The sequence below is a fragment of the Burkholderia crassaminum genome, assembly GCF_964265005.1.
In the GTDB taxonomy this organism is placed as follows: Bacteria; Pseudomonadota; Gammaproteobacteria; order Burkholderiales; family Burkholderiaceae; genus Burkholderia.
Window position 1 is genome coordinate 3,599,336 of sequence record NZ_OZ183799.1, and the last position, 21,564, is coordinate 3,620,899.

The 21,564-nt window shown below is 67.6% G+C and carries 18 protein-coding genes; 10 read left to right on the forward strand and 8 right to left on the reverse strand.

All coding sequences use genetic code 11. The features are described from left to right. Nucleotide 1: 1 nt before the first annotated feature. Nucleotides 2-1,345, forward strand: coding sequence for an ATP-dependent protease ATPase subunit HslU (gene hslU, locus ACPTTF_RS16735; protein WP_048244649.1), 1,344 nt, complete (start codon nucleotides 2-4; stop codon nucleotides 1,343-1,345). A 122-nt stretch (nucleotides 1,346-1,467) separates the two neighbouring features. Here the strand turns inward: hslU and ACPTTF_RS16740 are convergent, their stop codons facing one another. The 3 genes from ACPTTF_RS16740 to ACPTTF_RS16750 all read right to left on the reverse strand — a co-directional run bounded on the left by ACPTTF_RS16740 (nucleotide 1,468) and on the right by ACPTTF_RS16750 (nucleotide 3,758). After that, nucleotides 1,468-2,010: a response regulator transcription factor gene (locus ACPTTF_RS16740; RefSeq protein WP_021156278.1), complete on the reverse strand. Its 543-nt coding sequence runs from the start codon at nucleotides 2,008-2,010 to the stop codon at nucleotides 1,468-1,470. Nucleotides 2,011-2,023: 13 nt separating this feature from the next. Further along, the gene (locus tag ACPTTF_RS16745) at nucleotides 2,024-3,442 is read right to left on the reverse strand and encodes an ATP-binding protein (protein ID WP_423371789.1); all 1,419 of its coding nucleotides are present in this window, start codon (nucleotides 3,440-3,442) and stop codon (nucleotides 2,024-2,026) included. Nucleotides 3,443-3,533: 91 nt separating this feature from the next. Then, complete coding sequence (locus ACPTTF_RS16750) at nucleotides 3,534-3,758, reverse strand: cysteine-rich CWC family protein (protein WP_423371790.1); 225 nt, start codon at nucleotides 3,756-3,758, stop codon at nucleotides 3,534-3,536. A 284-nt stretch (nucleotides 3,759-4,042) separates the two neighbouring features. Between ACPTTF_RS16750 and argB the strand changes: the two genes are divergently transcribed. From argB to ACPTTF_RS16790, 8 genes are all read left to right on the forward strand, one after another. Next, nucleotides 4,043-4,942, forward strand: a complete 900-nt coding sequence (gene argB / locus ACPTTF_RS16755; protein ID WP_006754950.1) for an acetylglutamate kinase — start codon at nucleotides 4,043-4,045, stop codon at nucleotides 4,940-4,942. Continuing rightward, a complete protein-coding gene (locus tag ACPTTF_RS16760; RefSeq protein ID WP_129513233.1) occupies nucleotides 4,939-5,730 on the forward strand; it encodes a pyrimidine 5'-nucleotidase in 792 nt (263 codons plus the stop codon). Before argB ends, ACPTTF_RS16760 begins: the two co-directional genes overlap by 4 nt. After that, nucleotides 5,697-6,365 carry a nucleoid occlusion factor SlmA gene (slmA, locus tag ACPTTF_RS16765; protein WP_423371791.1) on the forward strand — a complete coding sequence of 223 codons (669 nt, stop codon included), beginning with the start codon at nucleotides 5,697-5,699 and terminating at the stop codon, nucleotides 6,363-6,365. Before ACPTTF_RS16760 ends, slmA begins: the two co-directional genes overlap by 34 nt. Before the next feature lie 242 nt (nucleotides 6,366-6,607). Next, nucleotides 6,608-9,550: an autotransporter outer membrane beta-barrel domain-containing protein gene (locus ACPTTF_RS16770; protein WP_423371792.1), complete on the forward strand. Its 2,943-nt coding sequence runs from the start codon at nucleotides 6,608-6,610 to the stop codon at nucleotides 9,548-9,550. Between the two features lie 333 nt (nucleotides 9,551-9,883). Further along, on the forward strand, nucleotides 9,884-11,029 hold the full coding sequence (metX, locus tag ACPTTF_RS16775; RefSeq protein ID WP_423371793.1) for a homoserine O-succinyltransferase MetX: 1,146 nt from the start codon (nucleotides 9,884-9,886) through the stop codon (nucleotides 11,027-11,029). Further along, nucleotides 11,026-11,634, forward strand: a complete 609-nt coding sequence (metW, locus tag ACPTTF_RS16780; RefSeq protein ID WP_166962431.1) for a methionine biosynthesis protein MetW — start codon at nucleotides 11,026-11,028, stop codon at nucleotides 11,632-11,634. Before metX ends, metW begins: the two co-directional genes overlap by 4 nt. Nucleotides 11,635-11,753: 119 nt before the next feature. Continuing rightward, complete coding sequence (locus ACPTTF_RS16785) at nucleotides 11,754-13,175, forward strand: AmpG family muropeptide MFS transporter (RefSeq protein ID WP_166962430.1); 1,422 nt, start codon at nucleotides 11,754-11,756, stop codon at nucleotides 13,173-13,175. Beyond that, on the forward strand, nucleotides 13,165-14,241 hold the full coding sequence (locus ACPTTF_RS16790) for a M48 family metallopeptidase (protein ID WP_423371794.1): 1,077 nt from the start codon (nucleotides 13,165-13,167) through the stop codon (nucleotides 14,239-14,241). Before ACPTTF_RS16785 ends, ACPTTF_RS16790 begins: the two co-directional genes overlap by 11 nt. Nucleotides 14,242-14,370: 129 nt before the next feature. Here ACPTTF_RS16790 and ACPTTF_RS16795 read toward each other — a convergent pair whose 3' ends face one another. Next, nucleotides 14,371-15,315: an AraC family transcriptional regulator N-terminal domain-containing protein gene (locus ACPTTF_RS16795; protein WP_423371795.1), complete on the reverse strand. Its 945-nt coding sequence runs from the start codon at nucleotides 15,313-15,315 to the stop codon at nucleotides 14,371-14,373. Nucleotides 15,316-15,545: 230 nt separating this feature from the next. On the opposite strand from ACPTTF_RS16795, the gene ACPTTF_RS16800 reads away from it, so the two are divergent. Next, on the forward strand, nucleotides 15,546-16,598 hold the full coding sequence (locus ACPTTF_RS16800; RefSeq protein WP_166962422.1) for an NAD(P)-dependent alcohol dehydrogenase: 1,053 nt from the start codon (nucleotides 15,546-15,548) through the stop codon (nucleotides 16,596-16,598). A 125-nt stretch (nucleotides 16,599-16,723) separates the two neighbouring features. Here the strand turns inward: ACPTTF_RS16800 and ACPTTF_RS16805 are convergent, their stop codons facing one another. The 4 genes from ACPTTF_RS16805 to gatA form a co-directional block, all read right to left on the reverse strand. After that, the gene (locus ACPTTF_RS16805; protein ID WP_166962419.1) at nucleotides 16,724-17,497 is read right to left on the reverse strand and encodes an exodeoxyribonuclease III; all 774 of its coding nucleotides are present in this window, start codon (nucleotides 17,495-17,497) and stop codon (nucleotides 16,724-16,726) included. A 40-nt stretch (nucleotides 17,498-17,537) separates the two neighbouring features. Next, entirely contained in the window at nucleotides 17,538-18,377 is an 840-nt protein-coding gene (locus ACPTTF_RS16810) for a polyphosphate kinase 2 family protein (protein WP_166962418.1), read from the reverse strand. Between the two features lie 118 nt (nucleotides 18,378-18,495). Beyond that, entirely contained in the window at nucleotides 18,496-19,971 is a 1,476-nt protein-coding gene (gatB, locus tag ACPTTF_RS16815) for an Asp-tRNA(Asn)/Glu-tRNA(Gln) amidotransferase subunit GatB (RefSeq protein ID WP_423371900.1), read from the reverse strand. Between the two features lie 2 nt (nucleotides 19,972-19,973). Next, complete coding sequence (gene gatA, locus ACPTTF_RS16820; protein ID WP_423371796.1) at nucleotides 19,974-21,545, reverse strand: Asp-tRNA(Asn)/Glu-tRNA(Gln) amidotransferase subunit GatA; 1,572 nt, start codon at nucleotides 21,543-21,545, stop codon at nucleotides 19,974-19,976. Nucleotides 21,546-21,564 lie beyond the last annotated feature (19 nt).

The window sequence follows — 21,564 nt, forward strand, 5'->3', positions numbered from 1 at the left end:
CATGAGCACCATGACCCCTGCCGAGATCGTCTCGGAACTCGACAAGCACATCATCGGCCAGAACAAGGCGAAGAAGGCCGTCGCGGTCGCGCTGCGCAACCGCTGGCGCCGCCAGCAGGTCGCCGACCCGCTGCGCACGGAAATCACGCCGAAGAACATCCTGATGATCGGGCCGACGGGCGTCGGCAAGACCGAAATCGCGCGCCGCCTCGCGAAGCTCGCCGATGCGCCGTTCATCAAGATCGAAGCGACCAAGTTCACCGAAGTCGGCTACGTCGGCCGCGACGTCGACAGCATCGTGCGCGACCTCATGGAGACCTCGGTCAAGCAGACGCGCGAAACCGAAATGCGCAAGGTGCGCAGCAAGGCAACCGACCAGGCCGAAGACCGCATTCTCGACATCCTGCTGCCGCAACCGCGCGCGGTGGGCTTCGGCGGCAATGCCGAACACGCGAACGACGACAACAACGCAACGCGCCAGACGTTCCGCAAGCGCCTGCGCGAAGGCCAGCTCGACGACAAGGAAGTCGAGCTCGACCTCGAGCAGCCGTCGGCCGGCATGGACATCATGGCGCCGCCCGGGATGGAAGAGATGACCGAGCAGATCCGCTCGATGTTCTCGAACCTCGGCAGCGGCAAGAAGCAGCGCCGCAAGGTGAAGATCAAGGAAGCGCTGAAGCTGCTGACCGACGAGGAAGCGGCGAAGATGCTGAACGAAGAGGAAGTGAAGACGAAGGCCGTGCAGAACGTCGAGCAGAACGGCATCGTGTTCCTCGACGAGATCGACAAGATCACGTCGCGCAACAACGAAGGCAGCGGCGGCGAAGTGTCGCGCCAGGGCGTGCAGCGCGACCTGCTGCCGCTCGTCGAGGGCACGACGATCAACACGAAGTACGGGATGGTGAAGACCGATCACATCCTGTTCATCGCGAGCGGCGCGTTCCACCTCGCGAAGCCGAGCGACCTGATTCCGGAGCTGCAGGGCCGCTTCCCGATCCGCGTCGAGCTCGATTCGCTGTCGGTGGAAGACTTCGAGGCGATCCTCGACGCGACCGACGCGAGCCTCGTCAAGCAGTACCAGGCGCTGCTCGCGACCGAGGACGTGCAGCTCGACTTCGCCGACGACGGTATCCGCCGCCTCGCGGAGATCGCGTATGCGGTCAACGAGAAAACCGAGAACATCGGCGCGCGCCGGCTGTACACGGTGATCGAGAAACTGCTCGAGGAAGTGTCGTTCTCGGCGGGCAACCATGCCGGCGAACGCGTGACGATCGACGCGAAGTATGTCGACCGGGCGCTCGGCGAAGTGTCGCAGGACGAGGATCTGTCGCGCTACGTGCTGTAACGCGCGCGGTATCCGATGAAAAACGGGCGGCCCCTTCGCGGGGTCGCCCGTTTTTCGTTGGTGCGCCGCAAGTCATACGGAATCGACGCTCGCCGCGCCGACCGCTGTGCGCGTCGCGCCGCTTACTGCCGCACCGGCTTCTTCGCGAGCTTGCGCTGCAGCGTGCGGCGGTGCATGTTCAGCGCGCGCGCGGTCGCCGAGATGTTGTTGTTGTTCTCGGCCAGCACGCGCTGGATGTGCTCCCATTCGAGCCGGTCGACCGACAGCACGACCGGATTCTCGAGCGCCTCGTCGGCCTGCACTTCGGTCGCGTTGGTCTGCAGCGCGGCCAGGATCGACTCGACGTTCGCGGGCTTCGCGAGGTAGTTGTCGGCGCCTTCCTTCACCGCCTGCACGGCGGTCGCGATGCTCGCGTAGCCGGTCAGCACCAGAATCCGCGCGTCGGGCTGCAGGTCGCACAGCGGCGCGATCAGGCTCAGGCCCGAATCCTCGCCGAGATGCAGGTCGACGGTGATGAACTGGAACTTGCCGCCCGCGGCGAGCCGGAGCGCCGCCTCCTTGTCGTGCGCCTGCTGGACCGCATAACCGCGGCGCTCGAGGCCGCGCGCGAGCGTGCCCGCGAACACCTCGTTGTCGTCGATCACCAGGAAATTGTTCTCGCTCATGTGGTTTCTCCGTCTACGTGTTGGTTGAGGCGGCCGGCGCCGCGACGCGCACGACCGGCAGGCGCAGCACGGCCCGCGTGCCGCGCGCGGCGGTTGCGCCGGCCGGGCGGCCGTCCGGCGTGCCGGCCGTTCGTTCGGCCACGCGTTCGCCCGCGCGATGACCCGATGCAGCAGCGGCGTGACCATTCGCCGCACCGCCGGCCCGCCCGTTGCCGCCCGCCGCGCGCGGCGTGACATCGGACAGTTCGATTTCGCCGCCGAGCCGCGCGGCCGCACTGAACGCGAGGTACAGGCCGACCCCGTGCCCGCCCTGCGTGCTGTCGACCGGCATCGCGCCGAGCGATTCGCGCAGCGCGGCCGGAATGCCGGGCCCGTCGTCGCATACCTCGAATTCGATCTCGTCGGCCGCGCGGTCGTGCGCGACCTTCGCGGCCAGCGTCACACGCTGCGGGCTCGCCCGCGCGGCGTTGTCGAGCAGGATCGTCAGGATCTGGCCGGCCGCGACCGTGTCGTCGAGCGCGACGCCCGCCGGACGCGCGCCGAGCAGCTCGAACCGCACATGCGGATGCCGCAGGCGCCAGTGCTCGACGAACGTATCGAGCCAGTCGTCCACCGGCTGGCGGCTCGCCGGTGCGCTCGCGCGGCTGCGCAGGCGCGCGAGCGCCGACGTGCAGAGCGTCATCTGTTCCTCGAGCACCTTCAGGTCGGCCTCGTAGCGGGCCAGCCCCGGATCGGCGCGCGCCGCGTCGCGCAGTTCCTCGGCGAGCATCGCGATCGTCGACAGCGGCGTGCCCATCTCGTGCGCGACGGTGGCGGCCTGCACGCCGAGCGCGACCGCACGCTCGTCGCGCAGCAGGTGCTGCTGCGCTTCGCCGAGCGCCGAATCGCGCTGGCGCAGCGCCTTCGACATGCGCGCGACGAACCATGCGATCAACCCGACGCTGACCATGAAGTTCGCCCACATCCCGGTGCGGTAGTAGTCGAACAGGTTCGCGGGATTGTCCATGTTGAGCGGCACCGAATCGAAGCCGAGCGACGCGTAGCAGGCGACCGCGAACGCCGCGAGCCAGATCATCAGGTGCCACGGCAGCACGGCCGCCGCGATCGCGAGCGACGGCAGGTACAGCGACACGAACGGGTTGGTCGTGCCGCCCGACAGGAACAGCAGCGCGGACAGCGCACCGAGGTCGACCCACAGCTGGCCGAGCAGCTCGAAATTGGTCTCGGGCCGTGCGCGCAGCACGCGCACCCAGGTCAGCGCGTTGAAAACGATTTCGAGCGCGATGACCATCAGCATCGCCGGCAACGGCAGATGCACGCCGAAATAGGTCTGCACGACGCCGATCGTCACGAGCTGGCCGATGATCGCGAGATTGCGGAGCCAGAACAGGTGACTGAGGTTGACGCGCCCGGTGGTGGTGATTCGTTGCATCCGGGCAGTTTACCCGTTTAGCGGGCGGCGCCCCTAGCGGGGCCGGATCGGAACCGGCGAACGGCGCGCACCGCATGCACGGCCAGCGCCGTCAGCCGGCCGCGCCGGTCATGCGCTGCGCGATCTCGTCGGCCAGGCACTCGGGGCACCGGCAGCGCGCGCCGGCCGCAGGCTGGGTGCCGCCACCGGGCAGCACCGGCATCGACGCGCACCAGCAGTCGAACGGTTGCGTGCGCGCGCCGCAGTCGAAGCCGCGCCCGCAGCGCGGGCAGCGCGCGCGGTGCGGGGCGGAACGGGCGGCGGCGGAATCGGTCATGGCGGAATCGCGGAAGCGGGCGTGAAATCGCCCCACGCGACAAGCATAGCGCGGCGCACGGATCTTGCACGCCGGTCGCCCAGCCGAAGTGCGCTCCGAACGAACCCGGCGGCGCTGCCCGCGCACCGCCGCCCGCATCGCGCAGCGCCATAGCCGGCGGGCCGCCGCGCAAGGTGTCAGCCCCCCGCCGATCGCCTTCCGGCCAGCCCAAAAACCCGATGCTGCGCTGCGCCACTCCTGTACAATTCGCCCTGTTTCAACCGTTCCCAGCCAGAGCTGCCGCCATGTCCGAGCCCATCGACCTCTCGCAGATCGCCCCTACTCTGAAAGCAGAAATCCTCGCCGAAGCGCTGCCGTACATCCGCCGCTACCACGGCAAGACCGTGGTCATCAAATACGGCGGCAATGCGATGACGGAAGAACGGCTCAAGCAGGGCTTCGCGCGCGACGTGATCCTGCTGAAACTGGTCGGCATCAATCCGGTGATCGTCCACGGCGGCGGCCCGCAGATCGACCAGGCGCTGAAGAAGATCGGCAAGGCCGGCACCTTCATCCAGGGCATGCGCGTGACCGACGAAGAGACGATGGAAGTCGTCGAATGGGTGCTGGGCGGCGAAGTGCAGCAGGACATCGTGACGCTGATCAACCACTTCGGCGGCCACGCGGTGGGCCTGACGGGCAAGGACGGCGGCCTGATCCACGCGCGCAAGCTGCTGATGCCGGACCGCGACAACCCGGGCCAGTACATCGACATCGGCCAGGTCGGCGAAGTCGAGGCGATCAACCCGGCGGTCGTGAAGGCGCTGCAGGACGACGCGTTCATCCCGGTGATCTCGCCGATCGGCTTCGGCGAAGACGGCCTGTCGTACAACATCAACGCCGACCTCGTCGCGGGCAAGCTCGCCACCGTGCTCAACGCCGAGAAGCTGCTGATGATGACCAACATCCCCGGCGTGATGGACAAGGACGGCAACCTGCTGACCGATCTGTCCGCGCGCGAGATCGACGCGCTGTTCGAGGACGGCACGATCTCGGGCGGCATGCTGCCGAAGATCTCGTCGGCGCTCGACGCCGCGAAGAGCGGCGTGAAGTCGGTGCACATCGTCGACGGCCGGATCGAGCACTCGGTGCTGCTGGAAATCCTGACCGAGCAGCCGTTCGGCACGATGATCCGCTCGCATTGAGCGCGCGCCGCAAGATCGTCAGTCCCGACCTGCCGGCCCCGCTGCGGCGCCGGCGCATCTCGCGCAGCCGGCCGCGCGCCGGCGCGCCGGTCTGGCTGTTCGATCTCGACAACACGCTTCATCACGCGTCGCACGCGATCTTTCCCGAGATCAACCGTGCGATGACGCAGTACATCATCGACGCGCTCAAGGTCGAGCGCGTCGAAGCCGACCGGCTGCGCACCGGCTACACGCAGCGCTACGGCGCGGCGCTCCTCGGCCTCACGCGCCATCATCCGATCGATCCGCACGACTTCCTGCGGGCCGTTCACACGTTTTCCGACCTGCCCGGGATGCTGCGCGCCGAGCGCGGCCTCGCGCGCATCCTCGCCGCGCTGCCGGGCCGCAAGCTGGTGCTGACCAACGCGCCGGAGAACTACGCGCGCGCGGTGCTGCGCGAACTGCGCATCGAACGGCTGTTCGAGCGCGTGATCGCGATCGAGCACATGCGCGACCGCCGCACCTGGCGCGCGAAGCCCGACCACACGATGCTGCGCCGGACGCTGCGTGCCGCGCATGTGCGGATGGCCGACGCGATCCTCGTCGAGGACACGCGCGGCCACCTGAAGCGCTACAAGCGCCTCGGCATCGGCACGGTCTGGATTACCGGCCATCTTCCCGGCGACCTGCCGGGTACCGGCCGCCCGCTTTATGTCGACCAGCGGATTCGTTCGTTAAAATCGCTTCGACTGGGCACTCGATCGGGGCGACAGAAATGCAGCCGACTCACCCGCAGGACCAAGCCGTAACGGACGATCAGGCATCACCCACCCGCACCCGTACGCGTCCGAAACCGGGCGAGCGCCGCGTGCACATCCTGCAGACGCTCGCGACGATGCTCGAGGCGCCGAAGCGCGAGAAGATCACGACGGCCTCGCTGGCGGCCCGGCTCGACGTGTCGGAAGCCGCGCTGTACCGCCATTTCCCGAGCAAGGCGAAGATGTACGAAGGCCTGATCGAGTTCATCGAGGAGGCGCTGTTCGGCCTCGTCAACCAGATCGTCGCGAAGGAGCCGAACGGCGTGCTGCAGGCCCGCACGATCGCGCTGACGATGCTCAATTTCGCTGCGAAGAACCCCGGGATGACGCGCGTGCTGACCGGTGAGGCGCTCGTCGGCGAGGACGAGCGCCTCACCGAGCGCGTGAACCAGTTGCTCGATCGTATCGAGGCGACGGTCAAGCAGTGCCTGCGGGTCGCGCGCACGGAGGCGCATGCACCCGGCGGCGCGGCGCCGTTCGCGCTGCCCGCCGACTACGATCCCGCGGCGCGCGCCAGCCTGCTCGTCAGCTATGTGATCGGCAGATGGCATCGCTTCGCAAAGGGCGGGTTCCAGAAGTCGCCCGGCGAGCAGGCCGATGCGCATTTGCTGCTGATCCTGCAATAGCACTGCGCCGGGCCGCATCCGGCAACACACGCACACTGGTTTCGCGTATTCGACGACGGATGGTGCGGTCGCCCCATCAAGGCGCTGCGTCGATTCGCACCTTCCCGCCTCCTTCTGCCGGTGGCGAAGACCACACGCAAATTCGAACTCGTCCAATTTCCCGCCCCCACCTTACAAGTTAAATTTATCTGTCGCAGATAAATTCAGGTGAGATGGTGAATCGCAGATTCCGACATTCCCAGATGAGGGCCGCCCGACGTCTGGCCCATTCGGCATTGCTTGCGGGGGCGGCAGTGCCATGGCCGTCGGCCGCGCAAGTGACCAACGGCGGGCCGCAACAGGCGGACGGCGTCGTGCTTGAAATCGCGCCGGGCGAATACTCGACGACGCAATTGGGCGAGGCCGTGCTTTCCGCCGTCAACGGCGGCACGCTGGTGACGACCGGCAAGACACGCGTGTTCTCCACCGCCAATCTCGCGGCGGGCGCGACTGCCCTAGGCCCCGGCTCGAGCGTCAGGCTGAGCGATACGGAAATCCGCACCCGCGGCGACTCCAGTGCCGGCATCGACCTCCGATACGGCGGCAGCGCGACCGCAGAACGCATCTCGATCGATACCGACGGCGACTATGCGCACGGCGTGTCCGTCGACAGCGCCGGCAGCCGGCTTCGCATCGCCGACAGCGTCATCGTCACGCGGGGCAAGGAAGCGTATGGCATTTCGGTGAACTACGTGCCGGGCGGCGTCATCGACGTCGCCGATACGCTGATTCGCACCAGCGGCCTGTTTGCCTATGGCCTGGGCATCAGTTACGAGGGCGTCCGTGCGACGTTGAATCGCTCGGATATCCGGACGGACGGGGACTACGCGTCGGCGCTGTACCTGCCCGGCGCATCGGCTGTCTCGTTCGCCGACAGCCGCCTCGAAACCGGTGGCGATTACGCTCTCGGCGTGGACACCCGCGAAGGGCGCGTCGAGCTCGCTCGCACGCAAGTCGTCACGCACGGCCGCAGCGCACACGGGCTGTATGCGTCGAAGGAATACACCGACATACCGACCATCGACGCGATCGATACGCAGGTGGCCACCACCGGCGCCCGTTCGATCGGCGTACTGGCCCGGCTCGGCGGCCGGGTCACGATGACACGCGGCGGCATCGTCACGACCGGCGAGCGCGCGCGCGGTGCAATGTCCGCCGGCGCGGGGTCGGTTGTGTCGCTCGTCGACGCAACCGTCGAGACGCGCGGCAACGAGGCCGCAGCGCTCTATGCAAGCGCCGGCGGCAGCATCGACCTGCTGCGCACCGACGCCCGCGCGACCGGCGACGCCGCGCCTGCCGCGAGCGTCCACGGCGGCAGGCTGACGGCCGACGGCGGTTCGCTCTTCAGCGAACGGCATGCGGCCATCGACGCGTCCGACGCCGACATCACGCTGCAGAACGGCGCCCGCGCCGCCAGCGGCACCGGCACGCTGCTGTCGGTCGGTGCCCAGTCGGGCGCGCCCGTGCGCCTGACGCTCGACACCGGCGCGCAAGCGGCGGGCGACATCGTGAACCAGCCGACCGACGACGGCAGCGCGACATCCGCCGTAACCGATGTCGCACTGTCCGGCGCGTCCGTCTGGACCGGCGCAACGGACGCGGTGCGCACGCTGTCGCTCGACACGGGCAGCCGCTGGACCGTCACCGCCGATTCGTCGGCCGGCTCCATCGCATTGAACGACTCGACGATCGCATTCGCCGCGCCGGACACCGGCACACCGCCCGCGCCGCGCACACTCGTCGTCAACGGCGACTACGCGGCCCGCAATGGCCGGCTCGTCATCCATACGATGCTGCAGGACGACGCGTCGCCCACCGACCGGCTCGTGATCGACGGCGGTCATGCGTCGGGCAACACGGGAATCGTCGTGAAGCGCGCGGGCGGCAACGGCGCGCAGACGACACTCGGCATCCCGATCGTCGAGACACGTCACGGCGGGACGACCGACGCGTCGGCATTCGCGCTCGACACCGCATCGGACGGCTACCGGAACGGCTTCGGCACGCTGTCGGCGGGCGGATACGACTACATGCTCAAGCGCGGCGGCACCGGCGGCCACGAGGAGAACTGGTACCTCGTCTCGGCCGCCAAACCCGCGCCGCCGGCACCCGCGCCCGGTCCCACCGATCCCGACCCGCCCGTCAGTCCGGAAACCGTCCCACCGGTCCCGCCGCGCGCTGCCGCGCCCGAACCCGATGCGTACCTGGCCAACGCCGATGCGGCCGTGACAATGGCGATCCATACGCTGCATCAGCGCGAGGACCGTTCGCTGCGCGAGGCTCCCGGCGCGACGCCTTCGCTCAACGGCGCCGTCTGGCTGCGCGCCGAAGGCCAGTTCACGTCGATGTCAGGCGGCAACCGCAGCGTGTCGGGCAACGGCCGCCTGATCCACGCGGGCGCCGACCTGTTCCGTTTCGACGACGGCCGCGGCGGCCGCTTCCGGATCGGCGCAATGGGCATGTACGGCAGCCAGACGAGCTGGTCGACCCGCCCGCTATGGAACGCGGTCGAACAGCGCATGTCGGATGCCACCGCGCGCGGCAGCGTCGCGGGTTACAACGTCGGGCTGTACGGCACCTGGTACGGCAATCGCGACCTCCTGTCCGGGCCCTACGTCGATGCGTGGTTCATGTACGGTGCGTACGCGAACAGCGTCGGCGGCAGCCTCGCCGGCGATTCGTACCGCTCGCGCACCGTGACGGGATCGGTCGAGACCGGCTATTCGATCCGCTTCTATGAGCGCGGCGATACGCGGTTCTTCATCGAACCCGAGGCGCAACTCGTCGTGTCCGACTATCGCGCGGCGGCGCACGATGCACCGGGCGGCCGCCTCGACGGGCAAGGCTCGACCGACGTGCTGACCCGTCTCGGCGTGCGCGTGCATGGCGTAACCGCGATGCCGTCCGGGCGCGAGCTGCGGCCGTTCATCGAGGCGAACTGGTGGCACGGCCCCGGATCGCGGTCGCTGACGCTCGACCGCAACGCGTTCTCGTTCAGCGTGCCGCGCGATCGCGCGGCGTTCCGGGTCGGTGCGACGGGGCAATTGTCGAAGCGCTTCGTGATATCGGCCGGCTTAGGGCTGGAGGCGAACCTGTCCGACTATGCGGTCGTCAAGGGCGAGCTGGCGGCGAAGTACCGCTGGTGACGTCGCACGGCCGGCGCCTCCTGCTCCGTGCGGAAGGGCCGACCGGTCTCCTGCACGTCCGCGGGGCCGATCCGACGCCTCCCCGAGCGCCCCCGAATCCGCCCTCCGCAATTTCCGCTATACTTTGCCGACTTGCCGCCCCCTTGGCGGCAGGCCGGAAGCGCGCCGATTTGCTGACTCGATTGCGGGCGCGCGAACCGGCCGGGCCTTGATTCGTCTTGCCCCGGCGGTTCACTACAAATGCGGCTAAAGAGGTCGTCAGCCGCGCATCTCCGACTCCGCGCCTCGCCGACACCATTTAGCCGCCCAGTCACAAGGCATAAGGCGGAACGAATGGAATCGATCGGCATCGTCGCTCCACAGACCATGCACTTCGCCGAACCGCTGCGCTTGCAAAGCGGCAGCGTGATCGGCAACTATCAGCTCGTCGTCGAGACGTACGGCGAGCTCAACGCCGCGCGCTCGAACGCGGTGCTCGTCTGCCACGCGCTCAACGCGTCGCATCACGTCGCCGGCGTCTACGCGGACGATCCGCGCAGCACCGGCTGGTGGGACAACATGGTCGGCCCCGGCAAGCCGCTCGACACCAACCGCTTCTTCGTGATCGGCGTGAACAACCTCGGCTCGTGTTTCGGCTCGACCGGCCCGATGAGCATCGATCCGTCGACCGGCAAGCCGTACGGCGCACGCTACCCGGTCGTCACCGTCGAGGACTGGGTGCACGCGCAGGCGCGCGTCGCCGACGCGTTCGGCATCGAGCGCTTCGCCGCGGTGATGGGCGGCAGCCTCGGCGGGATGCAGGCGCTCGCATGGAGCCTGATGTATCCGGAGCGCGTCGCGCACTGCATCGACATCGCGTCGACGCCGAAGCTGTCCGCGCAGAACATCGCGTTCAACGAGGTCGCGCGCTCGGCGATCCTGTCCGATCCCGATTTCCACGGCGGCGACTACTACGCGCACGACGTGAAACCGAAGCGCGGCCTGCGCGTCGCGCGGATGATCGGCCACATCACGTACCTGTCCGACGACGACATGGCCGAGAAATTCGGCCGTGCGCTGCGCCGCGCCGACGGCGCGCTCGACGCGTACAACTTCAGCTTCGACGTCGAGTTCGAAGTCGAGTCGTACCTGCGCTACCAGGGCGACAAGTTCGCCGACTACTTCGATGCGAACACCTACCTGCTGATCACGCGCGCGCTCGACTACTTCGACCCGGCGAAGGCATTCGACGGCAACCTGACGGCCGCGCTCGCACAGACGCAGGCGAAATACCTGATCGCGAGCTTCTCGACCGACTGGCGTTTCGCGCCGGCACGCTCGCGCGAGATCGTGAAGGCGCTGCTCGACAACAAGCGCACGGTCAGCTACGCGGAAATCGACGCACCGCACGGTCACGACGCGTTCCTGCTCGACGACGCGCGCTATCACAACCTGATCCGCGCGTATTACGAACGAATCGCCAACGAGGTGGGTGCATGAACCAGCAAGCGCTGAATTCCCTGTCCGCGCGCGCGGACTTCCGCACGATCGCGCGCTGGGTCGAGCCGCGCTCGACCGTGCTCGACCTCGGCTGCGGCGACGGCTCGCTGCTCGCGCTGCTGATGGAAGAACTGGATGTCACCGGTTACGGCATCGAACTGAACGATGCGGGCGTGCTCGCGAGCGCGAAGAACGGCATCAACGTGATTCAGCAGAATCTCGAGGACGGCCTGCGGCTGTTCGAAGACCACAGCTTCGACATCGCGATCCTGTCGCAAACCTTGCAGACGATTCACCAGACGGCCGCGATCCTGCGCGAAACGGCGCGCGTCGGCCGCGAGTGCATCGTGTCGTTCCCGAACTTCGGCTATTGGTCGCACCGGCTGTCGGTGCTGCACGGCCGGATGCCCGTGTCGAAATCGCTGCCGTACCAGTGGCACAACACGCCGAACGTGCGGGTGCTGACGATCGAGGATTTCGAGGCGCTCGCGCCCGAAGTCGGCGTCACGATCCTCGACCGCGTCGTGCTGCACGAAGGCCAGCCGATTCGATGGGGAGCGAACTGGCGTGGTAGTCTTGCTGTCTATCGCGTCAAGCGCAGCTGAGCCGGGAGGCCGTTGACGAACGCCGACGGCCCGCACGCACGCGCGGCCGCGCTCCTGTGCTACCCGCGCCACCGCCTGCGCTGCCGCCGCAATCAGTCAACGCTACCCAGTTTCTGTCCATGTCGAAAACGCCACACGAGGCGCCCGCACTCACCGCTCACGAGGAGCACCCCGGCTGGCGAGCCTATCTGAACACGCACATGCTGATCTGCGTGTTCCTGGGCTTCACGTCGGGCCTGCCCCTGTTCACGCTCGTCTACCTCGTGCAGGCATGGCTGCGCTCGGAAGGCGTGAACCTGAAGGAAATCGGCCTGTTCGCGCTGATCCAGTTCCCGTATACGTGGAAGTTCCTGTGGGCGCCGCTGATGGACCGCTACATCCCGCGCCTGCCCGGCTGGCGGCCGGGCCGCCGGCGCGGCTGGATGCTGCTCACGCAGGTGCTGGTCGCGGGCGCGATCGCCGCGCTCGGCTTCGTGTCGCCGCGCGACTCGATCTGGACGGTTGCCGCGCTCACCACGCTCGTCGCATTCTTCGGCGCGAGCTCCGATATCGTGATCGACGCGTATCGCCGCGAGCTGCTGCGCGACACCGAGCAGGGCCTCGGCAACGCGGTGCACGTGAACGCGTACAAGCTCGCCGCGCTGATTCCCGGCTCGCTCGCACTGATCCTGTCCGACCACATGCCGTGGGACGCCGTGTTCGCGCTCACCGGCGCGTTCATGCTGCCGGGCATCCTGATGACGCTGCTGGTGCGCGAGCCCGAAGTGGTCGGCGCACCGCCGCGCAACCTGCGCGACGCGATCGTGCTGCCGTTCCGCGAATTCATCCAGCGCGACGGCTGGGCCGGCGCGCTGCTCGTCATCGCGTTCATCTTCCTGTTCAAGATCGGCGACACGATGGCCACCACGCTGTCGACGTCGTTCTTCCTCGACATCGGCTTCTCGCGCACCGAGATCGGCATCGTCGCGAAAACCACCGCACTCGTCGCGAGCGTCGCCGGCGGCATCATCGGCGGCATCTGGCTCGTGAAGATCGGCATCGGCCGCGGGCTGTGGGTCTTCGGCGCGCTGCAGATGGTGTCGACGCTCGGCTTCGCGTGGCTTGCGCAGGTCGGCCCCAGCTCGCCGGTGCTCGCGGTACTCTACGAATTCACGGTCACGGCAAGCCACGCGCTCGCGTCGTTCCTGTCGATCTTCGGCTTCGAGGTCACGCCGCATCTGAGCCCGATGACCGTCGCGCTCGCACTCGTCTACGGTTTCGAAACCTTCACGACCGGCCTGACGATGGCCGCGTTTGTCGCGTACATCGCCAGCACGACCGACCCGCGCTATACGGCCACGCAGTTCGCGCTGTTCACGAGCCTCGCGTCGGTGCCGCGCACGCTCGCGTCGGCCGCGAGCGGCTTCATCGTCGCGAAGATCGGCTGGTTCGACTACTTCATCGCGTGCACCGCGCTCGCGATTCCCGGCATGCTGCTGCTGTTCAAGATCGCGCCGTGGAACGGCACCGCACGCAACGGCGAGGCCAGCCGTGCGCAGTGAGCGCCTGCACCGCCTCGCACGCGTTGCGGCTTCGTGGAGCGTCGGTGCTGCAGCGCTCGCCGCGGGGTTCGCCCATGCGGCCGACACCGGTGCGCCCGCAGCAACCGCAGCAACCGCCGCGGGCTCCGCGCCGGCCGCTGCACCGGCTTCACCGCCTGCAACGTCGACCTCCGCCGTCCCCGCCCAACCGGCCGCCGCCGAACCCGCGCAGCCGACCGGCGCCGCCGCGTCGACGAAGGCTTATGCGCCGACGACGCCACAGGTCCGCTACGGCAATGCGATCGCATTCCGCACGCTGTTGCCGTCGCCGCTGCTCGAGCAGCTCACCGCGAACGAATACGCGCAGATCGTACAGGCGGCCGCCGACAGCAACCGCCTGCTGCCCGCGAACCAGCCGCGCGTGAAGCGCCTGCGCGCGATCGTCGCGAAGCTCGCGCCGTATTCGGTGAAGTGGAACGATCGCGTGAAGAACTGGGCGTGGGACGTGAACGTGATTCGCTCGCGCGACATCCGGCTGACCTGCCTGCCGGGCGGCAAGGTGCTCGTGTACGGCGGCCTGCTCGACCGCATCCGGCTGAACGACGACGAGCTCGGCGTGCTGGTCGCGCACGGCATCGCGCACGCGCTGCGCGAACATGCGCGCAGCAACTTCAGCGCGGCATCGCAAACTTCGCTGCGCGCCGCCGCGCTGCCGCCGCTGTTCGGCGTCGGCGATCCGCTGCCGCAGGCGCTGAACCTCGGCGAGCGCCTGCAGTCGCTCCACTACGACCCGACCGACGAGACCGAAGCCGACGTCATCGGCGGCGACATCGCCGCACGCGCGGGCTTCGATCCGCGCGCGGCGATCACGCTGTGGGACAAGCTCGCGGTCGCGACACGCGCGAACAAGGCAACGGGCTTCATCTACACGCACCCGTACAGCACCGCGCGGCGCCAGGATCTGTTGAACCGGCTGCCGGACCTGATGCCGCTGTACGCGAAGGCGATCGGCAAGCACGTCGATACGCTGCCCGACTACGCGGGCATCAGCGCGCAGCGGCGCAAGGTCGTGCGGCGCGCCGGTTGACGCCGGACGCTACGCGTCCGTACAAGCGCGTCGACACGCTGCCCGACTACGCGGAGATCCACGCGCAGCGGCGCAAAGTCGTGCGGCGCTGAGCGCTAACCGCTGAGCGCCGCCGATCGCTACACCGCCCTACGCATTCACGCCCGCCGCGACCGGCCGGACCCCGCTTTCGCGCATCCAGCGCACCTCGTCACCCGGGCTGCGACCGAACAGCCGCTTGAACTCGCGGCTGAACTGCGACGCGCTCGCGTAGCCGACGCGCGCGGCCGCCGTGCCGGCGCCAACCCCGTCCTGCACCATCATCAGCCGCGCCTGGTGTAGCCGCGCGGCCTTCACGTACTGCATCGGCGACGTTGCCGTCACGTGCTTGAACTGCGCGTGGAACACCGCGAGGCTCATCCCGGCTTCGCGCGCGAGCGTCTCGACGTCGAGGTCGGCCGCCAACTCCGCATGGATGCGCCGCAGCGCCTTCGCGATGCGGCCGAAGTGATGCTGCTGCACGAGCGCCGCGCGGATCGCGTCACCCTGCGTGCCCGTCAGCACGCGATACGCGATCTCGCGCATGATCGCCGGCCCCAGCACGCGCGTGTCGTGCGGCGAAGCCAGCGCTTCGAGCAACCGCACGACCGCGTCGGCCAGCGGCGCGTCGAGCGGCGTCGAATAGACACCGAGCGGCTCGCTCGCGGCCGCGCCGAGCGTCTCGTCGAGCAGGATCGCGAGCTCGGCGATCACCGCGAGATCGACGCGGATCGAGATCGCGAGAAACGGCTCGTCCATGCTCGCGAAGGTCTCGCACTCGAACGGCAGCGGTACCGACAACACCAGGTACTGCTGCGCGTCGTACACGAACGAGCGGTCGCCGAGATAGCCGAGCTTGCGCCCCTGGCACACGACGATGATGCTCGGTTCGTACAGCACGGGCAGGCGCGGCGCGGGACGGGTTACACGGATGAAGCGCACGCCGTCGAGCGCCGCGAGCGTCTCGCCATCGTTCGGCGCGAGGCGCGTGTGCAGCTCGATCATGCGGCGCTGCACGCGGTCGCCCGTGTCGGCGAAAAGGGGCTCGAAGCTCATCGGCGTGTTCCTGTCCGGCAAGAGAATCTGGCTCGCAATGTAGCACCTTGCGTGCGTTTTGACGGTTGTTCGCGTGCAGTTCAAGAGGAATAGGCAAATCTTCCAGACCTTCGTGTATTTCGCTGCGGCGCCGTGCTCCTTACGATGACGTCCTGCCTCGCCGCATCGCCACATGGTGCGACGGCAGTTCGTTTCGCCGGAAGTTTTTCCCGGACAAGGAGCCCCCCTGCATGAGCACCACCTACGCTTACGCGGCAACCGATTCGCAGTCGCCGCTCGCCCCGTTCGAATTCCAGCGTCGCGCGCTGCGCGATCTCGACGTCCAGATCGACGTCCTCTACTGCGGCGTCTGCCACTCGGACCTGCACCAGGCGCGCAACGAATGGCGCAACACGATCTACCCGGTCGTGCCGGGCCATGAAATCGTCGGCCGCGTGACCGCGACCGGCCCGCAGGTCTCGCGCTTCAAGGTCGGCGAGCTGGTCGGCGTCGGCTGCCTCGTCGATTCGTGCCGCACCTGCCCGAGCTGCGCCGACGGCCTCGAGCAGTATTGCGAGAACGGCTTCGTCGGCACCTACAACGGCCAGGATCGCGTGACGGGCGACGTCACGTTCGGCGGCTACTCGACGCAGCTCGTCGTCGACGAGGCATTCGTGCTGCGCGTGCCCGAGACGCTCGACCCGGCCGGCGCCGCGCCGCTCCTGTGCGCGGGGATCACGACCTACTCGCCGCTGCGGCAGTGGAACGTCGGCCCCGGCAAGAAGGTCGGCATCGTCGGCCTCGGCGGCCTCGGCCACATGGGCGTGAAGCTGGCGCGCGCGATGGGTGCGCACGTCGTGCTGTTCACGACGTCGCCGTCGAAGATCGAGGACGGCAAGCGCGTCGGCGCGCACGAAGTGGTGATCTCGAAGGACGAGGCGCAGATGAACGCGCACCTGAACAGCTTCGACTTCATCCTGAACACGGTCGCCGCGCAGCACGACCTGAACCCGTTCCTGCACCTGCTGAAGCGCGACGGCACGATGACGCTCGTCGGCGCGCCGGAGCACGACCATCCGTCGCCGCAGGTGTTCAACCTGATCTTCAAGCGCCGCCGCCTCGCGGGCTCGCTAATCGGCGGGATCGCGGAAACGCAAGAAATGCTCGATTTCTGCGCGGAGCACGGGATCACGTCGGATATCGAGACGATCCCGATGCAGCAGATCAATGCCGCTTACGAGCGGATGCTGAAGAGCGACGTGAAGTACCGGTTCGTGATCGACATGGCCTCGATCAAGCAGTAAGCGCCGCCGGGCGGCTCGCACGCTCGCCGCCCCAAACGGAACGGGCCGCATGTTCGACATGCGGCCCGTTCTGCATCCGGCGACCGGAGGGTTCGACTGCTACGCGCGCGGCGTCGCGCAGGCGGTCACTTCTTGTAGTCGTAATCGATCGTCAACGGCGCGTGATCGCTGAACTTGATGTCCTTGAAGATCGACGTGCTTTTCGCGGTGCCGGCCACGCCCGGCGTCGCGATCTGGTAGTCGATCCGCCACCCGACGTTCTTCGCATACGCCTGGCCGCGGTTGCTCCACCACGTGTACTGCTCGGCGCGCGGGTCGAGCGTGCGGAACACGTCGACATAGCCGACATCGTCGAACAGCTTCGTGAGCCACTCGCGCTCCTCCGGCAGGCAGCCCGAGTTCTTCTGGTTGCTCTTCCAGTTCTTGATGTCGATTTCCTTGTGGACGATGTTCACGTCGCCGCACAGGATCACCTCGCGCTTCTTCTTGAGCTGAGCGAGGTGCGGCATGAACTCGTCCATGAAACGGTACTTCGCCTGCTGACGTTCTTCGCCGCTCGAGCCGGACGGCACGTACACCGACACGACCGACAGCTTGCCGTAGCGCGCCTCGACATAGCGACCTTCGGTATCGAATTCGCTGCTGCCGAAACCGATGATCACGTCATCGGGCTCGCGGCGACTGTACACGCCCGCGCCACTGTAGCCCTTCTTCTCGGCGTGGTGGAAATAGCTCTTGAAGCCGTGCGGCTCGACGAATTCGGCCGGCAGGTCGTCGGCCGAGACCTTGATTTCCTGCACGCACACGCAATCGGCGTTCTGTTCGCCGAGCCATTCGAAGAAGCCCTTCTTCGCGGCGGAGCGGATGCCGTTCAGGTTGGCGGTAATCACTCGCATCATGTCGGATTCCGTTCAGTTCGATGTTTTACAGGGGGGCAGCTTAACGGATCTTCACGCCTTCGAGCTCGGGCTTCGGCGGCGGGAATTCCAGCTTCATGTCGGTCATCGTGCGCAGCAGCAGCTCGGCGATCATCACGTTGCGGTGCGTCTTCGAGTTTGCCGGGATCACGTACCACGGCGCATGCTCGGCGGACGTTGCGGCGAGCGCGTCGCGATAGGCGGACTGGTATGCGTCCCAGTGCTTGCGCGCGTCGAGGTCGGAGATGTCGAACTTCCAGTGCTTGGTCGGATCGTCGATGCGCGCCTGCAGCCGCTCGCGCTGCTCGTCCTTCGAGATGTGCAGGAAGCACTTGATGATCGTCGTGCCGTTCTCGACCAGCATCGTCTCGAAATCGCGGATCTGCCGGTAGCGGCGCTCGCATTCCTTCGCGTCGATCAGGTCGAGCACGCGCGGCACGAGCACGTCTTCGTAGTGGCTGCGGTTGAAGATCGCGAGCTCGCCCGCGGCCGGCACCTGCGCATGCACGCGCCACAGGAAGTCGTGCGCGGCCTCGATCGGCGTCGGCGCCTTGAACGGCACGACGCGCAGGCCGAGCGGATCGACCTCGCGGAACACCGCGCGCACGGTGCCGTCCTTGCCGCTGGTATCCATCCCCTGCAGCACGAGCAGTACGCGCTTCTTCTGCTGCGTGTGCAGGCGCTCCTGCTGCACGTCGAGCTCGGTCGACACGGCCGACAGCCGTTCGCGGTCGTCGTCCTTCGAACCGGACGAGAACGGCTTCGCGGCCGGGTCGAACGCATCGAGCTTGAATGCTGCGGCTTCCTTCTCACGCGTGCTGTAAGGCACGCGGAAATCGTCGAGCGCGGGTTGTTTCGCCATTCGTTCCTCCGTTGGACGCTGTGATGCATACGATAACGCATCCACCAAACACAACGGGCCGCGCCGAACTGGTTCGGGGCGGCCCGTCGTCAAGCGCGGTTCAAACGCGCGCTCATGCTCAGCCGAGCTTCTTCTTCAGCAGTTCGTTGACCTGCTGCGGATTGGCCTTGCCCTTCGTTGCCTTCATCGCCTGGCCGATCAGCGCGTTGAAGGCCTTCTCCTTGCCCGCGCGGAATTCCTCGACCGACTTCGCGTTCGCCGCGAGCACCTCGTCGATGATCGCTTCCAGCGCGCCGGTGTCGGAGATCTGCTTCAGGCCTTTCGCGTCGATGATGCGGTCGGCCGCGCCTTCGTCGTCGGCCTTCTCGTCCCAGATCGTCGCGAAGATTTCCTTCGCGATCTTGTTCGAGATCGTGCCGTCGGCGATGCGCTGCAGCAACAGCGCGAGCTGCGCGGCCGACACCGGGATCGCGTCGATCTCGATGCCGTCGCGGTTCAGCTGCGACGATACGTCGCCCATCAGCCAGTTCGCGGCGATCTTCGCGTTCGCCGCGCCGGCCTTCGCGACCACGGCTTCGAAGTACGCGGCCATCGCCTTGCTCGACGTCAGCACGCCCGCGTCATACGCGGACACGCCGTACTCGTCGACGAAGCGCTGCTGGATCGCGGCCGGCAGCTCGGGCATGCCGGACTGCACGCGCTCGATCCAGTCCTGGCCGATCACGAGCGGCATCAGGTCGGGGTCGGGGAAGTAGCGGTAGTCGTGCGCGTCTTCCTTGCTGCGCATCGAACGCGTCTCGCGCTTGTCCGGATCGTAGAGGCGGGTTTCCTGCACGACTTCGCCGCCGTCCTCGATCAGCTCGATCTGGCGACGCACTTCGAAATTGATCGCTTCCTCGAGGAACCGGAACGAGTTCAGGTTCTTGATTTCCGCGCGCGTGCCGAACTTCTCCTGGCCGACCGGGCGCACCGACACGTTCGCGTCGCAGCGGAACGAGCCTTCCTGCATGTTGCCGTCGCAGATGCCGAGCCACACGACGAGCCCGTGCAGCGCCTTCGCGTAGGCAACCGCCTCGGCCGCACTGCGCATTTCCGGCTCGGTGACGATCTCGAGCAGCGGCGTGCCTGCGCGGTTCAGGTCGATCCCCGTCATTCCGGCGAAGTCTTCATGCAGCGACTTGCCGGCGTCTTCCTCGAGGTGCGCGCGGGTCAGGTTGACCGTCTTCTCGTACGCTGCCTTGCCGGCCTTTTCGTTGGCGGGCACCTGGATCGTGATCTGGCCGCCCTGGACGACCGGAATCTCGTACTGGCTGATCTGATAGCCCTTCGGCAGATCGGGGTAGAAATAATTCTTGCGCGCGAAGATGCTGCGCGGCGCGATGGTCGAGCCGATCGCAAGGCCGAAGCGGATCGCCCGCTCGACCGCGCCACGGTTCAGCACCGGCAGCACGCCCGGCAGCGCCAGGTCGACCGGGCACGCCTGCGTGTTCGGCTCGGCGCCGAACTGCGTCGGCGCGCCCGAGAAAATCTTCGAGACGGTCGACAGTTGCGCGTGCGTCTCGAGACCGATAACGACTTCCCATTGAGTAGCCATATTCATGCCTCCCGCCGAGCCGCCTCAAGGGAGGCATGCGCCCCCTCGGGGGGCAGCGAACAAAGTGAGCGTGGGGGCTCATTCTCCACCCCCGCCGGAACTTGCTTGTGCCAGTCGGTCGCGCGCTGGAACGCGTCGGCGACCTGCAGCATCCGGGCTTCGTTGAAATAGTTGCCGATGATCTGCAGGCCGACCGGGCGCTTCGCGTTCGCACCCGCGCCGAAACCGCACGGCACGCTCATGCCGGGCAGGCCGGCGAGGCTCACCGACAGCGTGTAGATATCCGCGAGATACATCTGCACCGGATCGTCGCCCTTCGAACCGAGATCCCATGCGACCGTCGGCGACGCCGGGCCCATGATCACGTCGCAGGACTTGAACGCTTCCTGGAAATCGTTCGCGATGATGCGGCGGATCTTCTGCGCCTGCAGGTAGTACGCGTCGTAGTAGCCGTGCGACAGCACGTACGCGCCGACCAGAATCCGGCGCTTCACCTCGGGGCCAAAGCCTTCCGCGCGCGACTTCTTGTACATGTCGAGCAGGTCGCCGTACTGCGCGGCGCGGTGGCCGAAGCGCACGCCGTCGAAACGCGACAGGTTCGACGATGCTTCCGCCGGCGCGATCACGTAGTACACGGGGATCGACAGTTCCGTCTTCGGCAGCGACACCGGCACGAGCGTCGCGCCGAGCGCTTCATACTGCTTGAGTGCCGCGTCGATCGTCGCGCGCACGTCGTCGGCGAGGCCGTCGCCGAAATACTCGTTCGGCAAGCCGATGCGCAGGCCCGCGAGCGGCTTGCCCGCGTCGTTGCCGGCTGCCCACGGCTGGCCGAGGTGGCGCGTGAAATCTTCATCGTCGCGCTCGAGGCTCGTCGAGTCGCGCTCGTCGAAGCCGGCCATCGCATTCAGCAGCAGCGCGCAGTCGGACGCGCTCTGCGCCATCGGGCCGCCCTGGTCGAGCGACGACGCGAACGCGATCATCCCGTAGCGCGACACGCGGCCGTAGGTCGGCTTGATGCCCGTCACGCCCGCAAACGACGCAGGCTGGCGGATCGAGCCGCCGGTGTCGGTGCCGGTCGCGGCCGGCGCGAGGCGCGCGGCGACGGCGGCCGAGCTGCCGCCCGAGCTGCCGCCCGGCACCGCGTTCGTGTCCCACGGGTTCTTTACCGCGCCGAACGCCGAATTCTCGTTCGACGAGCCCATCGCGAACTCGTCCATGTTGGTCTTGCCGAGCGTGACCATGCCGGCCGCCTGCAGGCGGGCGACGACGGTCGCGTCGAACGGGCTCTCGTAATTCGCGAGCATCTTCGAGCCGGCGGTCGAGTGCCAGCCGCGCGTGACGAACACATCCTTGTGCGCGATCGGCAGGCCGGTGAGCGCGCCGCCCGCGCCGCGCGCGAGCTCCGCGTCGGCAGCTTTCGCCTGCGCGAGGGTCAGATCGGCATCGACGTGGACGAACGCGTTCAGGTCGCGCGCGGCATCGATCCGTTTCAGGTAGTGCTGCGCGAGCTCGACGGCCGAGCATTCCTTGGCGGCGAGCGCGGCGCGCAGTTCGGTCAGGCTTTTTGCGTGCATTGAGTGGTTTTCCTGGGAA